Annotated in this window: 21 protein-coding genes; 3 read left to right on the forward strand and 18 right to left on the reverse strand. The window is 40.4% G+C overall.

From position 1 onward, the window contains the following. Nucleotides 1-51: 51 nt before the first annotated feature. Both EHE21_RS05115 and cspE read left to right on the forward strand, forming a co-directional pair. Nucleotides 52-525, forward strand: coding sequence for a methylated-DNA--[protein]-cysteine S-methyltransferase (locus EHE21_RS05115; RefSeq protein WP_194952029.1), 474 nt, complete (start codon nt 52-54; stop codon nt 523-525). 197 nt (nt 526-722) lie between these two features. Further along, nucleotides 723-932 carry a transcription antiterminator/RNA stability regulator CspE gene (gene cspE / locus EHE21_RS05120; protein ID WP_023581133.1) on the forward strand — a complete coding sequence of 70 codons (210 nt, stop codon included), beginning with the start codon at nt 723-725 and terminating at the stop codon, nt 930-932. Between the two features lie 175 nt (nt 933-1,107). Here the strand turns inward: cspE and crcB are convergent, their stop codons facing one another. From crcB to rsfS, 10 genes are all read right to left on the reverse strand, one after another. Continuing rightward, nucleotides 1,108-1,482, reverse strand: coding sequence for a fluoride efflux transporter CrcB (gene crcB, locus EHE21_RS05125; RefSeq protein WP_023581134.1), 375 nt, complete (start codon nt 1,480-1,482; stop codon nt 1,108-1,110). Between the two features lie 13 nt (nt 1,483-1,495). Beyond that, on the reverse strand, nt 1,496-2,461 hold the full coding sequence (gene lipA, locus EHE21_RS05130) for a lipoyl synthase (protein WP_075671558.1): 966 nt from the start codon (nt 2,459-2,461) through the stop codon (nt 1,496-1,498). Nucleotides 2,462-2,562: 101 nt separating this feature from the next. Then, nucleotides 2,563-3,207 (reverse strand): lipoyl(octanoyl) transferase LipB, encoded by a 645-nt coding sequence (gene lipB, locus EHE21_RS05135; protein ID WP_088493458.1) that lies wholly within the window; start codon nt 3,205-3,207, stop codon nt 2,563-2,565. 160 nt (nt 3,208-3,367) lie between these two features. Beyond that, on the reverse strand, nt 3,368-3,631 hold the full coding sequence (gene ybeD, locus EHE21_RS05140) for a DUF493 family protein YbeD (protein ID WP_036912266.1): 264 nt from the start codon (nt 3,629-3,631) through the stop codon (nt 3,368-3,370). Nucleotides 3,632-3,831: 200 nt separating this feature from the next. Then, nucleotides 3,832-5,043 (reverse strand): D-alanyl-D-alanine carboxypeptidase DacA, encoded by a 1,212-nt coding sequence (gene dacA, locus EHE21_RS05145; protein WP_194952030.1) that lies wholly within the window; start codon nt 5,041-5,043, stop codon nt 3,832-3,834. 121 nt (nt 5,044-5,164) lie between these two features. Next, complete coding sequence (gene rlpA / locus EHE21_RS05150) at nt 5,165-6,160, reverse strand: endolytic peptidoglycan transglycosylase RlpA (protein ID WP_194952031.1); 996 nt, start codon at nt 6,158-6,160, stop codon at nt 5,165-5,167. A gap of 10 nt (nt 6,161-6,170) precedes the next feature. Continuing rightward, a complete protein-coding gene (gene mrdB, locus EHE21_RS05155; RefSeq protein ID WP_194952032.1) occupies nt 6,171-7,283 on the reverse strand; it encodes a peptidoglycan glycosyltransferase MrdB in 1,113 nt (370 codons plus the stop codon). 5 nt (nt 7,284-7,288) lie between these two features. After that, nucleotides 7,289-9,184 (reverse strand): peptidoglycan DD-transpeptidase MrdA, encoded by a 1,896-nt coding sequence (gene mrdA, locus EHE21_RS05160; protein WP_088493454.1) that lies wholly within the window; start codon nt 9,182-9,184, stop codon nt 7,289-7,291. Between the two features lie 38 nt (nt 9,185-9,222). Beyond that, complete coding sequence (gene rlmH, locus EHE21_RS05165; protein ID WP_004246050.1) at nt 9,223-9,693, reverse strand: 23S rRNA (pseudouridine(1915)-N(3))-methyltransferase RlmH; 471 nt, start codon at nt 9,691-9,693, stop codon at nt 9,223-9,225. A 2-nt stretch (nt 9,694-9,695) separates the two neighbouring features. Next, nucleotides 9,696-10,022, reverse strand: coding sequence for a ribosome silencing factor (gene rsfS / locus EHE21_RS05170; RefSeq protein WP_006537732.1), 327 nt, complete (start codon nt 10,020-10,022; stop codon nt 9,696-9,698). A gap of 390 nt (nt 10,023-10,412) precedes the next feature. On the opposite strand from rsfS, the gene EHE21_RS05175 reads away from it, so the two are divergent. Further along, on the forward strand, nt 10,413-11,159 hold the full coding sequence (locus EHE21_RS05175) for a YbgA family protein (protein WP_194952033.1): 747 nt from the start codon (nt 10,413-10,415) through the stop codon (nt 11,157-11,159). A gap of 6 nt (nt 11,160-11,165) precedes the next feature. On the opposite strand, the gene nadD is transcribed toward EHE21_RS05175, so the two are convergent. The 8 genes from nadD to EHE21_RS05215 all read right to left on the reverse strand — a co-directional run bounded on the left by nadD (nt 11,166) and on the right by EHE21_RS05215 (nt 19,481). After that, the gene (gene nadD / locus EHE21_RS05180; protein ID WP_194952034.1) at nt 11,166-11,837 is read right to left on the reverse strand and encodes a nicotinate-nucleotide adenylyltransferase; all 672 of its coding nucleotides are present in this window, start codon (nt 11,835-11,837) and stop codon (nt 11,166-11,168) included. Beyond that, nucleotides 11,830-12,864 (reverse strand): DNA polymerase III subunit delta, encoded by a 1,035-nt coding sequence (gene holA / locus EHE21_RS05185; RefSeq protein WP_194952035.1) that lies wholly within the window; start codon nt 12,862-12,864, stop codon nt 11,830-11,832. The genes nadD and holA overlap by 8 nt, the downstream gene beginning before the upstream one ends. Then, nucleotides 12,861-13,409, reverse strand: a complete 549-nt coding sequence (gene lptE, locus EHE21_RS05190) for an LPS assembly lipoprotein LptE (protein ID WP_088493449.1) — start codon at nt 13,407-13,409, stop codon at nt 12,861-12,863. The genes holA and lptE overlap by 4 nt, the downstream gene beginning before the upstream one ends. Nucleotides 13,410-13,421: 12 nt before the next feature. After that, complete coding sequence (gene leuS / locus EHE21_RS05195; protein WP_194952036.1) at nt 13,422-16,004, reverse strand: leucine--tRNA ligase; 2,583 nt, start codon at nt 16,002-16,004, stop codon at nt 13,422-13,424. 327 nt (nt 16,005-16,331) lie between these two features. Continuing rightward, nucleotides 16,332-17,057, reverse strand: coding sequence for an amino acid ABC transporter ATP-binding protein (locus EHE21_RS05200; protein WP_098943889.1), 726 nt, complete (start codon nt 17,055-17,057; stop codon nt 16,332-16,334). Beyond that, on the reverse strand, nt 17,058-17,732 hold the full coding sequence (gltK, locus tag EHE21_RS05205) for a glutamate/aspartate ABC transporter permease GltK (RefSeq protein ID WP_006537724.1): 675 nt from the start codon (nt 17,730-17,732) through the stop codon (nt 17,058-17,060). It lies immediately after the preceding gene. Beyond that, nucleotides 17,732-18,472, reverse strand: a complete 741-nt coding sequence (locus EHE21_RS05210; protein ID WP_069370058.1) for an amino acid ABC transporter permease — start codon at nt 18,470-18,472, stop codon at nt 17,732-17,734. The genes gltK and EHE21_RS05210 overlap by 1 nt, the downstream gene beginning before the upstream one ends. 115 nt (nt 18,473-18,587) lie before the next feature. After that, nucleotides 18,588-19,481 carry an amino acid ABC transporter substrate-binding protein gene (locus EHE21_RS05215; protein ID WP_165125263.1) on the reverse strand — a complete coding sequence of 298 codons (894 nt, stop codon included), beginning with the start codon at nt 19,479-19,481 and terminating at the stop codon, nt 18,588-18,590. Nucleotides 19,482-19,487 lie beyond the last annotated feature (6 nt).

Below are 19,487 nucleotides of genomic sequence, written 5' to 3' on the forward strand. Positions count from 1 at the left end.
TCAAGCATGATTTAATCTGATTGCTAAAGACAAATCAGCAGAGAAAACATTATGTACCAAGACTATCTCGATGCACCTAAAGGCTTCCCAAAACCTTATATCTCTATCACTGCAAATGAAAAAGGGATCACGAGTCTCTATTTTGTGAATGACAAAGAGGCTGCCGTAAATTCGAGCCCCGTTATTAACCAATGTATAAAACAATTAAAAGAGTATTTTGCAGGTAAACGCACGACATTTTCGGTGCCATTAGCGCCAGAAGGAACGGAATTTCAAAGCCGTGTTTGGAAAACATTACAAACCATCCCTTATGGTGAAATTTGGAGTTATAAAAAATTGGCGCTTACATTAGGTTCGGTCAATTATTGCAGAGCGGTAGGAATGGCAAATTCACGCAATCCAATTTCTTTAATTATTCCTTGTCATCGAGTTATTGGTCATAACGGTAAGTTAGTCGGCTATACCGGTGGATTAGATATTAAGCGTTGGCTGCTTCAATATGAAAAGGTAGAAGTCGATGAATAGTTCAGATTGTAAGTATTAAGTATTGTTTCTTAAGTGAACTATGTGTTAAGGCATGGGATTTGTCTGAATATTAATCATTTGGCAGAAAAAAAATGTGAGTTTCGTGATCTAGACTGTGGACAGGGAATCATCATTTTTGTTTTACTATAGCTAACGCAAAACGCTTGCGTTTATTTTCTATTTTAAAGGTAAACTTGATGTCTAAATTAAAAGGTAACGTTAAGTGGTTTAACGAAACTAAAGGTTTTGGTTTTATCACTCCAGAAGATGGCAGCAAAGATGTATTTGTACACTTTTCCGCTATTACATCAGAAGGCTTTAAAACCCTTGCTGAAGGTCAAAAAGTAGAGTTTGAAGTTACTGACGGCGCGAAAGGGCCATCTGCTGCAAACGTTGTCGCTATCTAATTAACGACTTCTTTGAGACAAGTAAAAACCCGTTGAATAACGGGTTTTTATGTATCTAGAGCAAAGCCCGTTGAATAACGGGTTTTTATATATCTAGAGCAAAGCCCGTTATTTAACGGGTTTTTATATATCTAGAGCAAAGCCTATTTTTTAACGGACTTTTATATTCTGAGCATTACATCTCGCGTAGTAACCAAAATGCAAATGCGGTCATTAAAAATGAACCCGCCAAGTTAGCGCCCATCGTACTTAATGCCCATCCTATCTTCCCCTCAGTTAAGAGTGCGACAACTTCGACTGAAAAGGTTGAAAACGTTGTCAAACCGCCACAAAAGCCCGTAGTTAGCATAATTTTCCAAATAGGATCAATATGTGGTGCTTTGCTAAACCAAGCAATACCAAAGGCAATAATAAAAGCACCAATACAGTTAGCAATAAAGGTGCCTGTGGCAAAATGAGGAAAAATAGAATTTAGGCGGTAGCTAATTAGCCAGCGTAATACGCTACCTAAACCACCACCTATAAATACAGCAATTGCAATATTAAGCATGAGAGATTAATTGTTATTTAACCTCAATCCCCTGAGCTTGAAGATCAGCATGATAAGACGAGCGAACAAACGGCCCACAAGCTGCATGGGTAAAGCCCATCGCAAGTGCTTGCTCTTTCATATATTCAAACTCGTCAGGACTGACGTAGCGTTGAACAGGAAGATGGTGACGACTTGGCTGTAAATATTGCCCTAATGTCAGCATCGTTACCCCATGTTTACGCAGATCACGCATAACGTCAATAATTTCTTCGTTGGTTTCCCCAAGACCGACCATCAAACCTGATTTTGTTGGAATATCAGGGTGAGCTTGCTTAAAACGCTCTAACAATGTCAGCGACCATTGATAGTTAGCACCTGGGCGTACTTGACGATAAACGCGAGGAACATTCTCTAAGTTATGGTTAAAGACATCTGGTGGAGTATCAGTGAGGATCTCAAGCGCTTTATCCATACGGCCACGGAAATCAGGAACTAATGTTTCAATACGGATCGTTGGATTTTTTGCACGAATTGCAGCAATACAATCAGCAAAATGTTGAGCACCACCATCACGTAGATCATCACGGTCTACGGACGTAATTACGACGTAGCGTAATCCCATATCTTTAATAGTTTGAGCAAGTTTTTCTGGCTCTTGAGGATCGGGAGCATTAGGACGGCCATGAGCGACATCGCAGAATGGGCAACGGCGTGTACAAATTGCACCCAAGATCATAAAGGTTGCCGTTCCGTGGTTAAAACACTCAGCAAGGTTAGGGCAAGAGGCTTCTTCACAGACGGAATGAAGGCCATTTTTACGCATTGCTGCTTTGATACCCTGAATTTTACTTGAGTCAGCGGGTAGCTTTATTTTCATCCAATCAGGTTTGCGTAGCAGTTGTTCACGTTCTGTAGCGACTGTTTTAACAGGAATAAGTGCCATTTTATCGGCGTCGCGATATTTAACTCCGCGTTCCATCTGAATAGGTTTACTCATAATTGTGCCAGTTCCAGTTATCTAGAGTGATTAACACGATGTGACTGAGGTAATCAGGGTTTTAAAAAAATATGACAAATGTTAAAAAAATTATAGCATTTTTATTGCTGTGGTTGAAATCCTAGTTGTGTACAAAAATGCTTAACTAATAACGGTGCTACCTGTGTCGTTGTCGTATTCGGTGCAAAATCAATTAACTGCGTCATTTTTAGATCAGAATAACCGCAAGGATTTATTCGTGCAAAAGGGGATAAATCCATATCGATATTGAGCGCAAGTCCGTGAAAGGAGCAACCTTTACGAATGCGTAATCCTAAAGAGCAAATTTTATCACCCTTTACATAAACGCCGGGCGCATCAGCGCGAGCATAAGCTTCCACATTAAACTCTGCTAGCGTATCTATAACGGTGTTTTCAAGAGCGGTAACTAATTGACGAACACCTACATGATTGCGTTTTAAATCAATTAAAACATACATCACTTGCTGACCGGGGCCATGATAAGTTACTTGACCACCACGATCGGATTGAATAACCGGGATAGTTCCCGTATTTAATAAGTGTTCAGCTTTACCTGCTTGGCCTTGGGTAAAAACCTGTTCATGTTGAACGAGCCATATTTCATCAGGTGTGTGACTTTCCCGTTTTTCCGTAAACTGATGCATAGAATCAGAAACCGGTAAATAGGGTTTCACACCTAATTGGCGAATAATGATTGTCTTGTCTTGCACCGTGAAAATCTTCATTTGTAGCGTAATTGTGAAGAGCAGTATAACGCTCCAGTAAATGAACTACCAGATTGAGATGTTTTTTTTCCGAGGTAGGGTGAAAAATGAGGAAATGCAGAATAAGAAAAAGCGCCTTGATGAAAGGCGCTTTTAAAAAGTCATTAGCTAAAAGAAGAGATTACAGAACCATACGTACTAGTTCAAGTTCACCTAATTCTTTATACAACGTTTCTACTTGATCAATATGAGTTGCGTTGATGGTAATAGAAACAGAGTGGTAATTACCTTTGCTACTCGGTTTAACCGATGGTGTGTAATCACCAGGCGCATGGCGTTGAATAACTTCAACAACTTGATCCACTAATTCTGGTTTTGCATGACCCATCACTTTATAAGTGAAAGAACATGGAAACTCTAACAGTTCATTTAATTTTGTTTTCATCATAATGTAATTCCTTAAGACAACAGGTGCTGTTGTTTTAATAATTTATTTCTACACCTAATCTTAGCAAATAAAAAGCGCATTCCTTACATAATAAGGAATGCGATACTGGTAATTAGGGTAAATATGGGAATGGTAAATGTGTTTCTGCCAATATCTGTATAAAAGTTATATGTGGTCACATTTACCTTTTTCAAGTCTTAGCCAAACCAGTGTGAGAATAATAATTTGATATAGTCAATAATACGGCTAAAGAAACCACCTTCTTTTACTTCATTCATCACAACTAGCGGACGCTGTTCGATAACTTGACCATCAAGTTGAAAATTAATTGTTCCTACAACTTGGTTTTTAGTCACAGGTGCATGTAATTCTACATTATCAAGAACATAGCTTGCTTTTAAATCTTTTAAACGACCACGAGGAATAGTTAAATAAACATCTTTATCTACCCCTAATTGTACTTTATCTGTCTCGCCATACCAGATAGGCTCAGCAGCAAATTCTTTACCCACTTGTAATGGTTTTACGGTTTCAAAGAAACGAAAACCCCAAGTAAGTAGCTTTTTACTTTCGGCATCACGACCTTTAGATGAGTGACCACCCATAACAGCAGAAATTAAACGCATATCGCCTTCAGTTGCAGACGCAACAAGGTTATAACCTGCTGATGCAGTATGGCCTGTTTTAATACCATCAACATTTAAACTGGTATCCCACAACAAACCATTTCGGTTTGTTTGGCGGATATTGTTGTAGGTGTACTCTTTTTCTTTATAGATGGCGTATTCATCAGGCACATCGCGAATTAATGCAGCACCAATTAGTGCCATATCGCGAGCCGAGCTATATTGTCCCGGAGCATCAAGACCATGAACGGTTTGGAACTGTGTGTTTTTTAAACCAAGACGTTTAACGTAGTCGTTCATCATGGTCACAAATGTATCTTGGCTTCCTGCAACATAAGAGGCCATTGCGACACAAGCATCATTCCCTGATTGTAAGTTAATACCACGGGTTAACTGCGCAACAGTAACTTGATCACCCGGTTTTAAGAACATTAAAGATGAGCCGCGAAAAACAGGATTACCCGTCGCCCACGCTTCTTCACCAATCGGTACGATATCGCTATTAGAGATTTTACCAGCACGAATGGATTGACCGATAACATAGCTGGTCATCATTTTGGTTAAACTTGCAGGATCACGACGAACGTCGGCATTCATTTCAGCCAGTACTTTCCCAGAATTATAATCAATAAGAATATAAGATTCGGCTTCGATACTAGGAACAGCCGGTATCATTGTTTTTAGGGAATCTTCCGCAATACTTTGATGGCTTACTGTGAGTAAAGCAAAAGTGGCGCTTAATAGGCTTGTTCTTAGTAATTTTGCTGGGAGTATTTGTTTCATTCTGTTTGTTTAATCCGAAAATTCAGGGAAAAATAGGGACTGATAAATAAAATATCAGCAAATCCAGACGATTCTACGCTTGAATTTGCTGATATAAAAAGGATTTTACGTAAATTATCCTTTATTGGGTAATAATAAATCCAGTGATATCTTTAACTTGTTTTAGCTTGTTTTTTATCGTTTCGGCTTGATCTTTAGATGAATAAGGGCCGAGTTGTACTTTATATAATCCATCTGTTTTGTTGATCACACCTTGAGTGTTAAATAACGACGATAAATCATTGAGCCAAAATTGTGCATTATTTTCGTTACTGAGAGCACCAACTTGGACATAAAAGCCTTGTGCTATGGAATTTGAGGATAATACGGGTTTGGGGGCTTCTGCCTTCGCCGGAGCCGGCGTTGGAACTGGTGCCGGAATTGGAGTAGGTGCTTTTACTTGCACAGGAGCCGATGGTTCAACAGGCATATTGTTGTTGATAGGTGTTGATGTCGTTAATGGCGCAGGTGTTGCTGGCTGAGCATTAAAATTAGGACGCTCAGGTAATGCGGTCGTTTTCTTCTCTATTTGCGCACCATGTGTACCGATACCGCTCATATGGCCACTTTGGTCAACAACAATTCCTTCAATAAGCAAGGGTGTTGTCGGCATTAAACGTAAGCTATCAGAAACCGCTGGAGTGACTTGGATCTGTTTTCCATTGACGTAAGGGCCACGGTCGTTAATACGTACAACCATTGTGCGCCCATTGAGTAAGTTTGTGATTTTTGCATAGCTTGGGATCGGTAATGTAGGATGAGCAACAGCAAACTCATAAGGATTAACGCGTTCACCAATGGTAGTTAAACGACTCATCGCTAAACTATCATAGACAATCGCTTCTCCTCGCTCACTAAAGTTTGCAGGATCAGTCACAATACGGTAAACCACCCCATTTTTTCGATAATCTTGATTTGCCGTAGGATGATAAGGCTCGTAACGTGGCTCTGCACCGAGAACACGTTGAGCTGGCACATTGGGTAATGGTGCTGGCGGTTTATTGGTATTCGTTTTATCAACAACACACCCCGACAGTAGCAATGCACTGATACCAATCAAAACCCATTGCAGACGCATAAAAACCTCATTATAAACTTTTCGATAGTAGTTTTCGGTGTGTATGAATCGACATCACGATACCAAACCCTGCCATTAATACAATCAGGGCCGAGCCTCCATAACTCATCAGCGGTAACGGAACACCGACAACAGGAAGAATGCCACTCACCATTCCTATGTTGACAAAGACATAGACAAAGAAAATTAGCATTAATCCGCCAATCATTACTCTACCAAATGTATTTTGTGCTTTCGTTGCAAGGTAAAGGCCCCGCGCGATTAAGAGTATATAAAGAGTCAGTAGTATCAAAACACCAATTAATCCGAGTTCTTCCGCCAATACAGCAAAAATAAAGTCTGTATGGCGCTCTGGTAAGAATTCTAATTGAGATTGAGTGCCTTGTAACCATCCTTTTCCATGTAATCCACCAGAACCAATGGCAATTTTAGATTGGATGATATGATATCCTGCCCCAAGCGGGTCTGATTCAGGGTCGAGAAGCATCATTACCCGTGCTTGCTGGTAATCATGCATGAGGAAAAACCAGAGTATGGGGATAAAGGCGGCAACAAGAATAATAGCCACAGTGATAAGTCGCCAGCTCATTCCTGCAAGGAAAAGGACGAATAATCCAGAAGCAGCAACAAGAATAGATGTTCCTAAATCTGGCTGTGCGGCGACTAATAAAGTTGGCACAAAAATAAGTACCAGAGCAATGGCCGTATTACGTAATGTAGGAGGGCACACATCGCGATTCATAAATCGAGCGACCATTAAAGGTACGGCTATTTTAGCAATTTCTGAAGGCTGAAAACGCACAATACCTAAATCTAACCAACGTTGTGCACCTTTACTGATTTGCCCAAAGACATCAACAAGAATAAGTAAAATAACACAGAAGAAATAGAGATGAGGAGCCCAGCTTTCATAGACTCTTGGTGGGATTTGCGCCATGACTATCATGACCATGAAACCCATAGCAATCTGCCCTAACTTACGTTGCATCATTTCTGGATCTTGCCCGCTGGCACTCCACATAATAAATGCGCTGTATCCTAATAACGCAATAATACAAAGTAAGAATAATGGATCGATATGTATCCGTGTCCAGAAGGATTTTTTCTTATTATTTTCAGTCATGAGTATTATTCCTCTGAACCACGCGGTGCTGGTGGAGACGCTGGCAATACAGTGTTGTTATCACCAAGGAGAATGTGGTCAAGGATTTGTCTTGTAATATCACCGACAGAAGGGCCTGCACCACCATTTTCTAAGATAATAGAGATAGCTACAGTTGGATTATCATAAGGTGCAAAGGCAATCATCAACTTATGGTCACGAAGATGTTCTGCCAATTGGCTCGCATTGTAGGTTTCGTAACTAAACACCTGTGCCGTTCCCGATTTTGCTGCTGCTTTATAAGGTGCATCAGCAAAACTTCGGCGACCTGTACCATTTGGGAAGTTAGCCACACCATACATACCGTATTTTGCGAGTTCCCAATAACCTGAGTGGATATCGCCAATTTGGCGAGTTTCAGTATCAACATAAGGCAGCATTTCATTGCCTAGTTTTGTACCGTAAAGTAGGTGAGGAGTTTTAACTTGACCGTCATTAATCAATGTCATTAAAGCTTTCGCCATTTGAATTGGCGTTGCTGTCCAATAACCTTGTCCAATCCCTACTGGGATCGTGTCACCTTGATACCAAGGTTTTTTATAACGTTGCTGTTTCCACTCACGTGTTGGCATGATGCCATTTCGCTCTTCAGAGAGATCAATACCTGTATATTCGCCATAGCCAAAGCGACCCATCCAAGTTGATATACGATCAATTCCCATATCATAAGCAACTTGGTAGAAGAAGGTATCCGCTGATTCTACGATAGATTTTGTGACATTAAGTTTTCCATGTCCCCAACGCTTCCAGTCTCGATAACGTTTTTCTGAGCCAGGAAGTTGCCACCAGCCGGGATCATGAATGGTTGTATTGGCTGTGATCACACCTTCGCTTAATGCCGCAACAGACATAAAGGGTTTCACGGTTGATGCTGGTGGGTAAAGACCTTGAGTTGTTCGGTTGATCAGCGGTCTATCAGGGTTGTTTAGTAATCCTTGATATTCTGTGTTTGATATTCCACCAACAAATAAGTTTGGATCGTAGCTAGGGTTTGACACCAGAGCTAAAATTTCACCATTGCGAGGATCGGTTACTACAACCGCGGCTCGGCTTGTAGTGAGCAATGTTTCAATATAGGTTTGCAGTTCAAGGTCGATGGTAAGATAAATATCTTTACCTGCTTGTGGCGGCTGTTCGTGTAATTGGCGAATAACTCGACCTCGGCTATTAACTTCAACCTCTTCATAGCCTGTTGTGCCGTGCAAAGTAGACTCATAATAACGTTCGATGCCTAACTTACCGATATCATGAGTTGCAGCATAGTTAGGTGATAAACCTTCTTTATCTAGACGTTCAACATCTTTATCATTAATTTTTGCGACGTAACCAATCACATGCGTTAATGCTGAGCCATAAGGATAATAACGACGTTGATAGCCTTTGATTTCTAAGCCGGGATAGCGATATTGGTTGATAGCGAAACGTGCGACTTGTACTTGGCTTAATGTTGTTTTTAAGGCGATAGAGCTAAATCGACGTGAGCGCTTGCGCTCTTTTTCAAATGCAGCAATATCTTCGTCAGTTAAGTCAACAACATCCCTTAAACTTTCCAGCGTTTCTTGTAAGTTTGCTACTTTTTCAGGCACAACTTCTAATTGGTAGATAGTACGATTAAGCGCAAGAGGGATGCCTTTGCGATCGTAAATAATACCTCTGCTGGGAGCAATCGGTACTAATTTAATTCGGTTATCATTTGAACGTGTCTGATAATCATCATGGCGAGCGATCTGTAAGTGATTGAGGTTAAAAACCAAAACACCACTCAATATAATAATTACTGAAAATGCGACAATCACACGACGGATAAATAGCTTTGATTCCGCAGTATAATCTCGAAACGGGGTACGTTTTTTTCTTTTCATCCCATTTGACTTCACTTACTGACCCGCCAATTTATTGATTATTCACGATGATAAGGATGGTTTGTGGTAATGCTCCATGCTCGATAAAGGCTTTCTGCAACCACGACACGAACAAGGGGATGTGGCATTGTTAAAGGAGATAAAGACCAGCTCTGTTCAGCCGCAGCTTTACAAGCGGGTGCTAATCCTTCCGGGCCACCAATGAGTAAGCTGACATTTCTACCATCGAGCTTCCATCGATCAAGCTGTTCTGCAAGTTTTGGCGTATCCCAGCGAGCGCCAGGAATATCGAGAGTGACGATACGATTTCCTTTACCTACTGCAGCTAACATCTGTTCACCTTCTTTTTCGAGAATACGTTTAATATCCGCATTCTTTCCTCGCTTGCCTGCGGGGATCTCGATAAGTTCTAAAGGCATGTCTTTGGGGAATCGATTAAGATAATCCATAAAGCCGGTCTGTATCCAGTCCGGCATTTTTGTACCAACGGCAATGAGCTGTAATTTCAAACTCAGCTCCAGAGTTTTTCAAGTTCGTACATACGGCGACTATCTTCTTGCATAACGTGTACCATGGCTTCGCCAAGATCAACGACAATCCAGTCAGAAACGCCTTGTCCTTCAACACCTAAAGGTTGTAATCCCGCTTCGCGGCAATCATCAACGAGATTATCTGCAACTGACATGAGGTGTCTGCTTGATGTACCCGTACAAATGATCATGTAATCAGTTACACTTGATTTTCCACGGACATCTAATGCAATAATGTCTTGAGCTTTAGAATCTTCAAGTTTATCAATAATAAATTGCTGTAATTCAGAACCTTGCAAAAGGATCACCTTTAATCTAATGGGTTGATTCAGTCGAAAAAATAATAAGCGCTATTTTAAAGGAATTTATACCAATAAATCTATTTTACTGGATGATTAATTCTAGTTAGCAATAACAAGAACATAAACCTCATTTTCTTGTTTTTCGACGTTTGATTTAGAAAAATTCATATATGCCCATTAACTGCGTCATAATAAATAACAAAAAGAAGGCAGATAAGAACTTTTCCGTTTAGACGACAGTTTTACCTTACAGTTCCCTTAAGGGAGCAGTGGGTGAGAATAACAGCTAAACCTCGTCTGTCAATGCTCATGAAACACCTAATTAGCGTGTTTTCACTTTGTTAAGTTTAGATTATACAGACTAATACTCATACTTTTTAGTTAGAGAGAAAAAGAATGGAAAGAAAAGAAAATTATCTCGGGTTATCTTCAGAAATTGTGAGTAACACTAATCACCAATTGCAAGAGAAGTTAGCATTGCTTTGCGATACTGTTCAGGCGGAAAAGATAGGTATTATGCAGATAGAGGCTCAAAATAGGGATAACCTGTTGCCGCTTTATGGTTATGTTGGAAAAAGAGGAGACAGCCTTTCCTCACCTTCGAATTTTACTTTACCTCAATTAAATATTGATCAATTTTTACAGCCTATTGCTCTTGACCATTTTCTTACCCAATTTTTCACACTGTTTGATTACCAACAACAGGTTAATCAGTCATTAACTAAAGGGGCTTTAGTTAAATTTCATAGTCGATACAAATATTTAATTATGGCTTATTCACAAGCAGCTTATCGAGAGTTGGGGCATGATATTGCTAATTTTTCTGATACCATTCCCCTTGAAGATGTTGCATCGAAATATCAGGAAAAGCTAATGAAAGCATTTAGTGTTGCAGCAAATAGAGAAGGGCAAACTAATGCGTTAATGCATATGGCTGGGTATTTTAAGCGAAATCTAAGTTCACAACAAAAACAAGAAATGACTCAGACAATTTTACAATATCGTCAAGGTATCGTGCCTTTATCTAAACCTTGTGATTTACTCAAATATTGGTTAGCTGTTTATCCTGATGAATATTTGAGCCATCAACGCTATTTTTCGCCTTATCCGCTCGCTTTTAATTATTTAAGAGAGCAACTTTAGTCTTAATTATTTATAGAGTTGTTGCTGGCGAATATAGTCTTCAACAGAACTTGGTAGTAAATCGTGACAATCTAATCCTGCTTTATGGCGAGCTCGAATATCAGTCGCTGAAATATTATAAAGTGGTGTGTCAGCGAGGAATATTTTACCTGCAGGTAAACAATGAATATCTTCTTGCTGATGAGTTTGATGTTTGGTCAGCCATGCTTGCATTTGTGTTGATTCGAAATGCGTTTGATAACCGGGGCGGGCACAAACTAGTAAATGGCATACGTTCAATAGTTGATCCCACTGATGCCATGTATTAATTGATAGCAATGAGTCTTGACCAATTATAAAAGCCAAGGGTTGTTTATTGCCGATTTCTTTTCTGAAGTCTCTTAATGTCTCAATAGTATAAGAAGGTGTTGGCTTCTCAAGTTCACGAGTATCGACTTTAAATGAAGAATATGGCTCAAGAGCCAGACGTACCATCTCAAGACGTTGTTGAGAAGACGCCTCTGGTTGAGGGCGATGAGGAGGAATATTGTTAGGTAACCAAATCACTTCTTTTAAACCAATTAATCCGGAAAGGGCTTCAACAGGACGTAAATGCCCATAATGAATAGGATCAAATGTACCACCATATAAAGCAATGGCTTGGTTAATTAAAGATGTTGAGTGATTGGTTTTAGGCATGACTTACAAATCCTTCTGGCAATGCTTTTCCACAAAGTAATAAGCCCAGAGCACTAAGAGAGGGCCAAACTGTCTGTCCATAATCTTGCTTAATCGTAATTTCAATTGTTGCGAGTAATCGTATGGCTGTCAGCAATTGATGTTCAGATAAACGTTGTAGTGCTGCTGTGAATATTGGGCGTCGGTTTTGCCAAACTCGATGCTTATCGAAAATTGTTTTTAACGAAGCCGTTTTAGATTCTCGATGCAGCGTAATCAACTGCATTAACTCACGTTGTAAAGTTCTGAGTAAAATAACAGGTTCAGAGTCTTCTCTTTTGAGTTGTTGCAAGATATGCCATGCACGTTGTGTTTTCCCTGCAAGTAATGCATCAACCCAGTGATAAGGGGTAAAATGTGACGCATCATTGACCGCCGCTTCTACTCTTGGGAGCGTTAGCTTACCGTCAGGGTACAACAGAGAAAGACGCTCAATGGCTTGTGCCAGTGCCAATAAATTCCCTTCATAACAGTAGCAGAGTAATTGATTACCTTGTTCATCCAGCGCTAACCCTTTTTGTTTTGCTCGCCGCGCAACCCAATTAGGTAATTTATCAAGTTCAGGTGTTAGACAAGAAATATAGGTTCCGTGTTGGCTTAATGTTTTAAACCATTCACTGTTTTCTTGTGCTTTTGTGAGTTTATTGCCACGTAAAATCAACAATAAGTCTTGATGTAATTCTTGCGATAGGCGAGTAAGTTTCTCTGACATCGCTGCATTGGGGCCATTTTCAGGTAAATGCAGTAAAAGAGATTGTCTTTGAGAAAAAAGGCTTAGCGATTGACAAAGCGAGTAAATTTCATTCCAGTCCGTATTATTATCAAGGGTAAATTGATAATGCTCGACAAATCCTTGGGATTTAGCAGCGGATTGAATAGCATCTTGAGACTCTTGGAGTAACAGAGGTTCGTTACCCCAGAGTAGGTAACTTTGGCGCAGCCCCTCTTGGAGCTGCGCATTCAGTTGTTCTGGATATAAGCGGATCATTTGGCGGGTGAGATTATCTGTTTTGCCTGCTCAGCTTGTGCGGCTTTTTGGCGTTCAGCATTGTGAACAACCAATAATTTACGCACTAATATTGCTGTCGCTTGTTCACGCATCTCTTGCTTGATAATGTCATTTTCAGCATCTTTCGCTAATGCTTCTAATGGGTTATCGAAGAATGGGCGTGAAACCTGTGATGAAATTGGGTAAATCGTACCATCAGGCATAATCACTTGTGCATCAAGCACAAATGTTAACTGACGTTCTGCTGATTTACCGTCTTGATACACAGAAACGGTCTCTTTACTTTCAGATGAGCCGACAATTTTAAGAATAGGGATATTTGCTGTTGGATTTTCAACAAGCTGAACACCACTCAATCTAAGTTGCTGACGCATTACACGAGATAATGGGCCATAAGGGTCACCAGAGCTAAGATAAAGCGTTTTTAATTCTGCTGGAACCTGAGTTTTACCTTGAAGGTGAAAACCACAGCCAGCGGTGATTAACACCGCTAAACCGAAAAATAGCGAAAGTAGATATCGCACTAGGCCTCCTTATCAGCCAACAACGATGTTCAGTAATTTTCCTGGAACATAGATGACTTTACGAACAGTCACATCTTCCAAGTATTTAGCAACACTGTACTCTTTTGTCGCCATTTCCTGAACATATTCTTTTTCTGAATTAGCCGGAACAGTGACTCGACCACGCACTTTACCATTCACTTGAACGATGATCAGCTTGGTGTCATCGACCATTGCTTCTTCATCAGCAACAGGCCATGGTGCAACATCAACGTCCTCTTTTCCACCTAATGCTTGCCACATAACAAAACAAGCATGAGGGATGATTGGAGAAAGCATACGAACAATGGCTTCTAATGCTTCTTGCATTAAAGCGCGATCTTGTTCTGTTTCTTGTGTTGCACGAGTTAATTTATTCATTAACTCCATAATGGCTGCAATCGCTGTGTTAAAGGCTAAACGACGACCTACGTCATCAGATACTTTCGCGATCGTTTTATGTAAGTCACGACGTAAATCTTTTTGTTCTTCTGTCAGTGCAGAAAGATCAAGAGACTGTGTCGCTCCTTTTTGAGAATGTTCGTGGACTAAACGCCATAAACGACGTAAGAAGCGGTTTGCACCTTCGACGCTAGATTCCTGCCATTCCAGTGTTAACTCTGGTGGAGCAGCAAACATCATAAATAAACGAACGGTATCTGCACCATAACGTTCAACCATCGTTTGTGGGTCGATACCGTTATTTTTAGATTTAGACATTTTGCTCATGCCAGCATAAGTCAGTTCATGACCTTCACTGTCAGTCGCTTTTATGATGCGGTTTTTCTCATCACGTTCAACGATAGCTTCAGCAGGAGATACCCAATGACGAGCACCATCTTCACCCGTGTGATAGAACGCATCAGCTAATACCATGCCTTGGCACAGTAAGCGTTTTGCTGGTTCATCAGAGTTCACTAAACCTGCATCACGCATCAGCTTATGGAAGAAGCGGAAATACATTAAGTGCATGATGGCGTGCTCAATACCACCAATATACCAGTCAACAGGTAACCAATAGTTAGCTGCTTTCGGATCTAACATGCCTTTATCGTAATCTGGGCAGGTATAACGAGCGTAATACCAAGAAGATTCCATAAAGGTGTCGAAAGTATCAGTTTCACGCAGCGCTGGCTGGCCATTGATCGTAGTTTTTGCCCACTCAGGATCTGCTTTGATTGGGCTGGTGATCCCATCCATTGTTACATCTTCTGGCAGGATCACTGGTAGTTGATCTTCAGGAACAGGAACAACAGTACCATCTTCTAAGGTTGCCATTGGAATTGGCGCACCCCAGTAGCGTTGACGAGAAACACCCCAGTCACGTAAACGGTAGTTAACTTTACGCTCACCAACACCCATTTGTGCCAGTTTATCTGCAATTGCGTTAAAGCCAGCTTGGTTGTCTAACCCAGAGAATTCACCAGAGTTAATCAGGCTATTTTTCTCGGTTAATGCACCTTCAGATAAGTCAGGTTGATTACCTTCAGCATCTGCAATAACAGCTTTAATTGGTAAGTTGTATTTGGTTGCAAATTCCCAGTCACGTTCATCGTGACCTGGGACTGCCATTACAGCACCTGTGCCGTATTCCATTAATACAAAGTTGGCCACCCAAATAGCGACTTTCTCTTTAGTTAATGGATGAATAGCATAAAGACCTGTTGCAATCCCTTTTTTCTCCATTGTTGCCATATCGGCTTCTGCCATTTTCATATTACGGCATTCATCAATGAAGTGTTGAACTTCAGGGTTATTTTGAGCAGCTTTTTGCGCTAATGGGTGACCTGCTGCAACTGCAACATAAGTGACTCCCATAAATGTATCTGGACGCGTTGTATAAACAGTCATGGTGTCGTCGCTGTCAGCAACATCAAATTTAATTTCGACACCTTCTGAGCGACCAATCCAGTTACGTTGCATGGTCTTAACTTGTTCAGGCCACTCATCTAACGTATCTAAATCGTTTAACAGCTCTTCAGCATACTCGGTAATTTTGATAAACCACTGTGGAATTTCTTTACGTTCAACAGGGGTATCACAACGCCAGCAACAGCCATCAATAACTTGTTCGTTGGCTAAAACGGTTAAGTCGTGTGGGCACCAGTTAACAGCAGAGGTCTTTTTATAAACTAAGCCTTTTTCATATAACTTAGTAAAGAACCACTGTTCCCAGCGATAATATTCTGGAGTACAAGTAGTGACTTCACGATCCCAATCGTAACCAAAACCCAGTTTTTTTAACTGGTTTTTCATGTAATTGATGTTTTCGTAAGTCCATGGTGCTGGAGCTGTTTTATTTTTTACTGCGGCACCTTCTGCTGGTAAACCGAACGCATCCCAACCAATAGGTTGTAAGACGTTTTTACCTAGCATACGTTGATAACGGGAAATCACGTCACCAATGGTGTAGTTACGGACGTGTCCCATGTGAAGTCGGCCAGAAGGATAAGGTAGCATTGACAGGCAGTAATATTTTTCTTTGTTATTATCTTCTGTCACTTTAAATGTATTGTTCTTTTCCCAGTGTTCCTGGATAGTTTGCTCTATATCTTCGGGACGATATTGTTCTTGCATGGCACCGATAATCCTATGGTGAATTAATGGCTACCGGAGGGTAACCGCTATTATGAAATTAAGACTTGCATAGCATAGCTGATTTTGTCTAATAGCCACAACTATTGATCTCAATGAAAGCCACTGTTTGCATAACTTTTTCAAGACAATTGCGAGATATCTTGGAAAGAGTTAAAGCAAAAAGACAATAAATGCGTATTTTGTGAAAAAATAATAGTGATGTTGCGAGAAAAGAAGATTGCTTAATATTTAATTGCGAGGTTAATCGAAATTATTATTTTGGGCTGACGTGCTAAAAAAAGCACGTCAGCAGAAGGGATGTGGGGATTAGTGCAGAATTTTAGCGAGGAAATCTTTTGCTCGCGCTGATTTTGGATTATCAAAAAAGTCATTTTTAGGTCTATCTTCCACAATTCGACCTTCATCCATAAAAATAATACGGTCGGCAACTTTTTTAGCAAAACCCATTTCATGGGTCACAACCATCATCGTCATACCTTCATTTGCCAGCTCTACCATTACATCAAGTACTTCATTAATCATTTCAGGATCAAGTGCTGATGTGGGTTCATCAAACAACATTGCAATTGGGTCCATACATAATGCGCGAGCAATGGCGACGCGTTGTTGCTGACCACCTGAAAGCTGAGCTGGGTATTTGTTAGCATGGCTTGCTAATCCCACACGTTCTAAGAGCTTTAACCCTTTCTCTTTTGCGGCAGTTTTCTCTCTATTAAGCACTTTAACTTGTGCCAGTGTAAGGTTTTCAATAATAGAGAGGTGAGGAAAGAGCTCAAAATGTTGGAATACCATACCCACTTTTGCTCGTAATTTAGCAAGATCAGTATGTTTATCATTTACTTTGATTTCATTAACAAGGATCTCGCCTTGTTGTATAGGCTCTAAGCCATTCACTGTTTTGATCAGTGTTGATTTACCTGATCCAGAAGGCCCACAGACAACAACAACTTCCCCCTTTTTAACTTCAGTGGAACATTCAGTCAGTACTTGGAACTGACCATACCATTTGGATACGTCTTTTAGGGAAATCATCTAGGTAGTCCTTTTTTTAAGAAAGTTCACTAACATCGAAGCGGCGAAGCTAATGACAAAATAAACAAAACCAGCAAAGAGGATCATCTCAACTTGTGTACCATCTCGCTCTCCAATATTTGCCGCTGTTCTGAAAAAGTCAGTAAGACTTAAAACGTAAACTAAGGAGGTATCTTGGAATAATACAATTCCTTGAGTCAGTAAAAGCGGGATCATGGCTCGAAAGGCTTGAGGTAAGATCACTAAACGCATTGTTTGTGACTTGGTCATACCTAACGCGAGTGAGGCTGAAAATTGCCCTTTGCTAACACTTTGAATGCCCGCTCTTATAATTTCAGAGTAATAAGCCGCTTCAAATAAAGAGAACGCTATCATTGCTGAAATTAAACGGATATCACTTTTCGGTGAAAGTCCTAGAACATTTTGTAATATGTTAGGCACAATTAAATAAAACCACAGTAATACCATGACTAATGGGATAGAACGGAAGGTATTAACATAAGCGGCTGCAAACCAGCTAATAGGTTTAAAGGTAGATAGGCGCATAACAGCAAGCACCGTTCCCCATAAAATACCGACCACAATAGCGGTGATAGTAATTTTTAGCGTGATTGCCATTCCATCGACTAAAAATGGTAGGCTTGGAACAACAGAACTCCAGTCAAATTCGTACATTATTGACCTCCCGTTGTGCCGGGTAAGCGAACGCGTTTTTCAAGCCAATGCATTATTAGCATAATGATGACATTGATAAATACATAGGCAAGTGTGATTGCTGTGAATGATTCATACGCTTTTGCTGAATAGTCGAGCAGTTTATTCGCTTGTGCCGCCATATCAATAAGTCCGATAGTAGAAGCAATCGCTGAGTTTTTTACGAGATTGAGCATTTCGGATGTCATTGGTGGAATAATGACGCGGTATGCATTAGGTAATAAAACATAACGATAGGTTTGGGGTAAAGTTAAGCCCAATGCTAAACCTGCGGCTTTTTGACCACGAGGTAATGAGTTTATTGCGGCTCTAACTTGTTCACACATACGCGCTGCGGTAAACAAACCTAAGCAGAGTGCTGATGAGACAAAAAATTGCACATTTGGCGCTAAGTCCATTTTAAACCAGTCGCCAATAGATTGAGGCAATAATTCAGGAATGACGAGATACCACGTAAAGAATTGAACAATAAGTGGTACGTTACGGAATAACTCAACATAAACAGTGCCTAAGCTTGAAAGCCACCGATTAGGTACTGTGCGTAAAATTCCGAATAAAGAACCGACAAGAAAAGCGATAACCCAAGCGCATAGAGATAAGGCAATGGTGACTTGGAAGCCAGAAATCAGCCATCCTAAGTATGTGGTGTTTCCGAATGGGGCTTCTTGGAAGAATATCCCCCAATCCCAATCAATCGACATGATTTCACCTCCGGTGAAAAAGAGGGGCAGGGAACGACTGCCCCAAACTTCACTGATCTGTCTGTCCAACAGATACTTTATAATTATTTATTTTGCATCAACTGCTTATGTGTTTTTAGTTCAACGCTTTATCATTTGGTGATGCAAATAATGCTTTCATTTCATCAGAGATGGTGAATTCTAAGTTAAGATTTTTAGGTGGAATTGGTGCATTAAACCAGCGACTGAACGATTTTTCTGCTTCACCTGATTTTTGTGCTTTAGCGATAGTTTCATCAATTAACGCTTTGAATTGAGCGTCATCTTTACGCAACATACAACCATATGCTTCTTCAGATTGTGGGGTTCCTACAATTTCCCACTCACCCGGTTTTTTCGCTTTAGCACGTTCACCCGCCAGTAATGCGTCATCCATCATAAAGGCAACAGCACGACCTGATTCAAGTGTACGGAATGAGTCTCCATGATCTTTTGCGCTGATAATGCGCATATTCATCTTTTTCTCATCATTTAACTTGTTGAGTAACATTTCGGATGTTGTTCCCGATGTTACAACAACGTTTTTACCGGACAGGTCAGCGAAATCTTTAATTCCACTGTCTTTTTTCGCCAGTAAACGTGTACCTACGATAAAAATAGTATTAGAGAAGCTAGCTTGTTGCTGACGAGCTTCATTGTTGGTTGTTGAGCCACACTCAAAATCAAATGTGCCATTTTGTAATAATGGAATACGATTCTGAGAAGTAATAGGAATGAGGCGAACTTGTAAGTTTGGTTTGCCTATTTTGTCTTTCACAGCCTGCACAATGAGGTTGGAATAGTCTTGAGAATAACCAACCACTTTTTGTTGATTATCATAGTAAGAGAAAGGAACAGAGGATTCTCTGTGTCCAACGATGATAATATCGTTGTCATTGATTTTCTTTAAGGTTCCAGTGAGTTCTTCTGCCTGCACAGCTCCTGCAGCCCCTAAGATCATTAATGATAATGCTAGTTTACGCATGCGCATAATAAC

This window comes from Proteus sp. GOKU, from assembly GCF_015475555.1.
GTDB classification, from domain to species: domain Bacteria; phylum Pseudomonadota; class Gammaproteobacteria; order Enterobacterales; family Enterobacteriaceae; genus Proteus; species Proteus mirabilis_B.

Bases quoted from the DNA above. Each gene is read 5' to 3' on its own strand.
- EHE21_RS05115 (WP_194952029.1), top strand. From the start codon at position 52: ATGTACCAAGACTATCTCGATGCACCTAAAGGCTTCCCAAAACCTTAT.
- cspE (WP_023581133.1), top strand. From the start codon at position 723: ATGTCTAAATTAAAAGGTAACGTTAAGTGGTTTAACGAAACTAAAGGT.
- crcB (WP_023581134.1), bottom strand. From the start codon at position 1,482: ATGCTTAATATTGCAATTGCTGTATTTATAGGTGGTGGTTTAGGTAGC.
- lipA (WP_075671558.1), bottom strand. From the start codon at position 2,461: ATGAGTAAACCTATTCAGATGGAACGCGGAGTTAAATATCGCGACGCC.
- lipB (WP_088493458.1), bottom strand. From the start codon at position 3,207: ATGAAGATTTTCACGGTGCAAGACAAGACAATCATTATTCGCCAATTA.
- ybeD (WP_036912266.1), bottom strand. From the start codon at position 3,631: ATGAAAACAAAATTAAATGAACTGTTAGAGTTTCCATGTTCTTTCACT.
- dacA (WP_194952030.1), bottom strand. From the start codon at position 5,043: ATGAAACAAATACTCCCAGCAAAATTACTAAGAACAAGCCTATTAAGC.
- rlpA (WP_194952031.1), bottom strand. From the start codon at position 6,160: ATGCGTCTGCAATGGGTTTTGATTGGTATCAGTGCATTGCTACTGTCG.
- mrdB (WP_194952032.1), bottom strand. From the start codon at position 7,283: ATGACTGAAAATAATAAGAAAAAATCCTTCTGGACACGGATACATATC.
- mrdA (WP_088493454.1), bottom strand. From the start codon at position 9,184: ATGAAAAGAAAAAAACGTACCCCGTTTCGAGATTATACTGCGGAATCA.
- EHE21_RS05175 (WP_194952033.1), top strand. From the start codon at position 10,413: ATGGAAAGAAAAGAAAATTATCTCGGGTTATCTTCAGAAATTGTGAGT.
- nadD (WP_194952034.1), bottom strand. From the start codon at position 11,837: ATGCCTAAAACCAATCACTCAACATCTTTAATTAACCAAGCCATTGCT.
- holA (WP_194952035.1), bottom strand. From the start codon at position 12,864: ATGATCCGCTTATATCCAGAACAACTGAATGCGCAGCTCCAAGAGGGG.
- leuS (WP_194952036.1), bottom strand. From the start codon at position 16,004: ATGCAAGAACAATATCGTCCCGAAGATATAGAGCAAACTATCCAGGAA.
- EHE21_RS05200 (WP_098943889.1), bottom strand. From the start codon at position 17,057: ATGATTTCCCTAAAAGACGTATCCAAATGGTATGGTCAGTTCCAAGTA.
- gltK (WP_006537724.1), bottom strand. From the start codon at position 17,732: ATGTACGAATTTGACTGGAGTTCTGTTGTTCCAAGCCTACCATTTTTA.
- EHE21_RS05210 (WP_069370058.1), bottom strand. From the start codon at position 18,472: ATGTCGATTGATTGGGATTGGGGGATATTCTTCCAAGAAGCCCCATTC.
- EHE21_RS05215 (WP_165125263.1), bottom strand. From the start codon at position 19,481: ATGCGCATGCGTAAACTAGCATTATCATTAATGATCTTAGGGGCTGCA.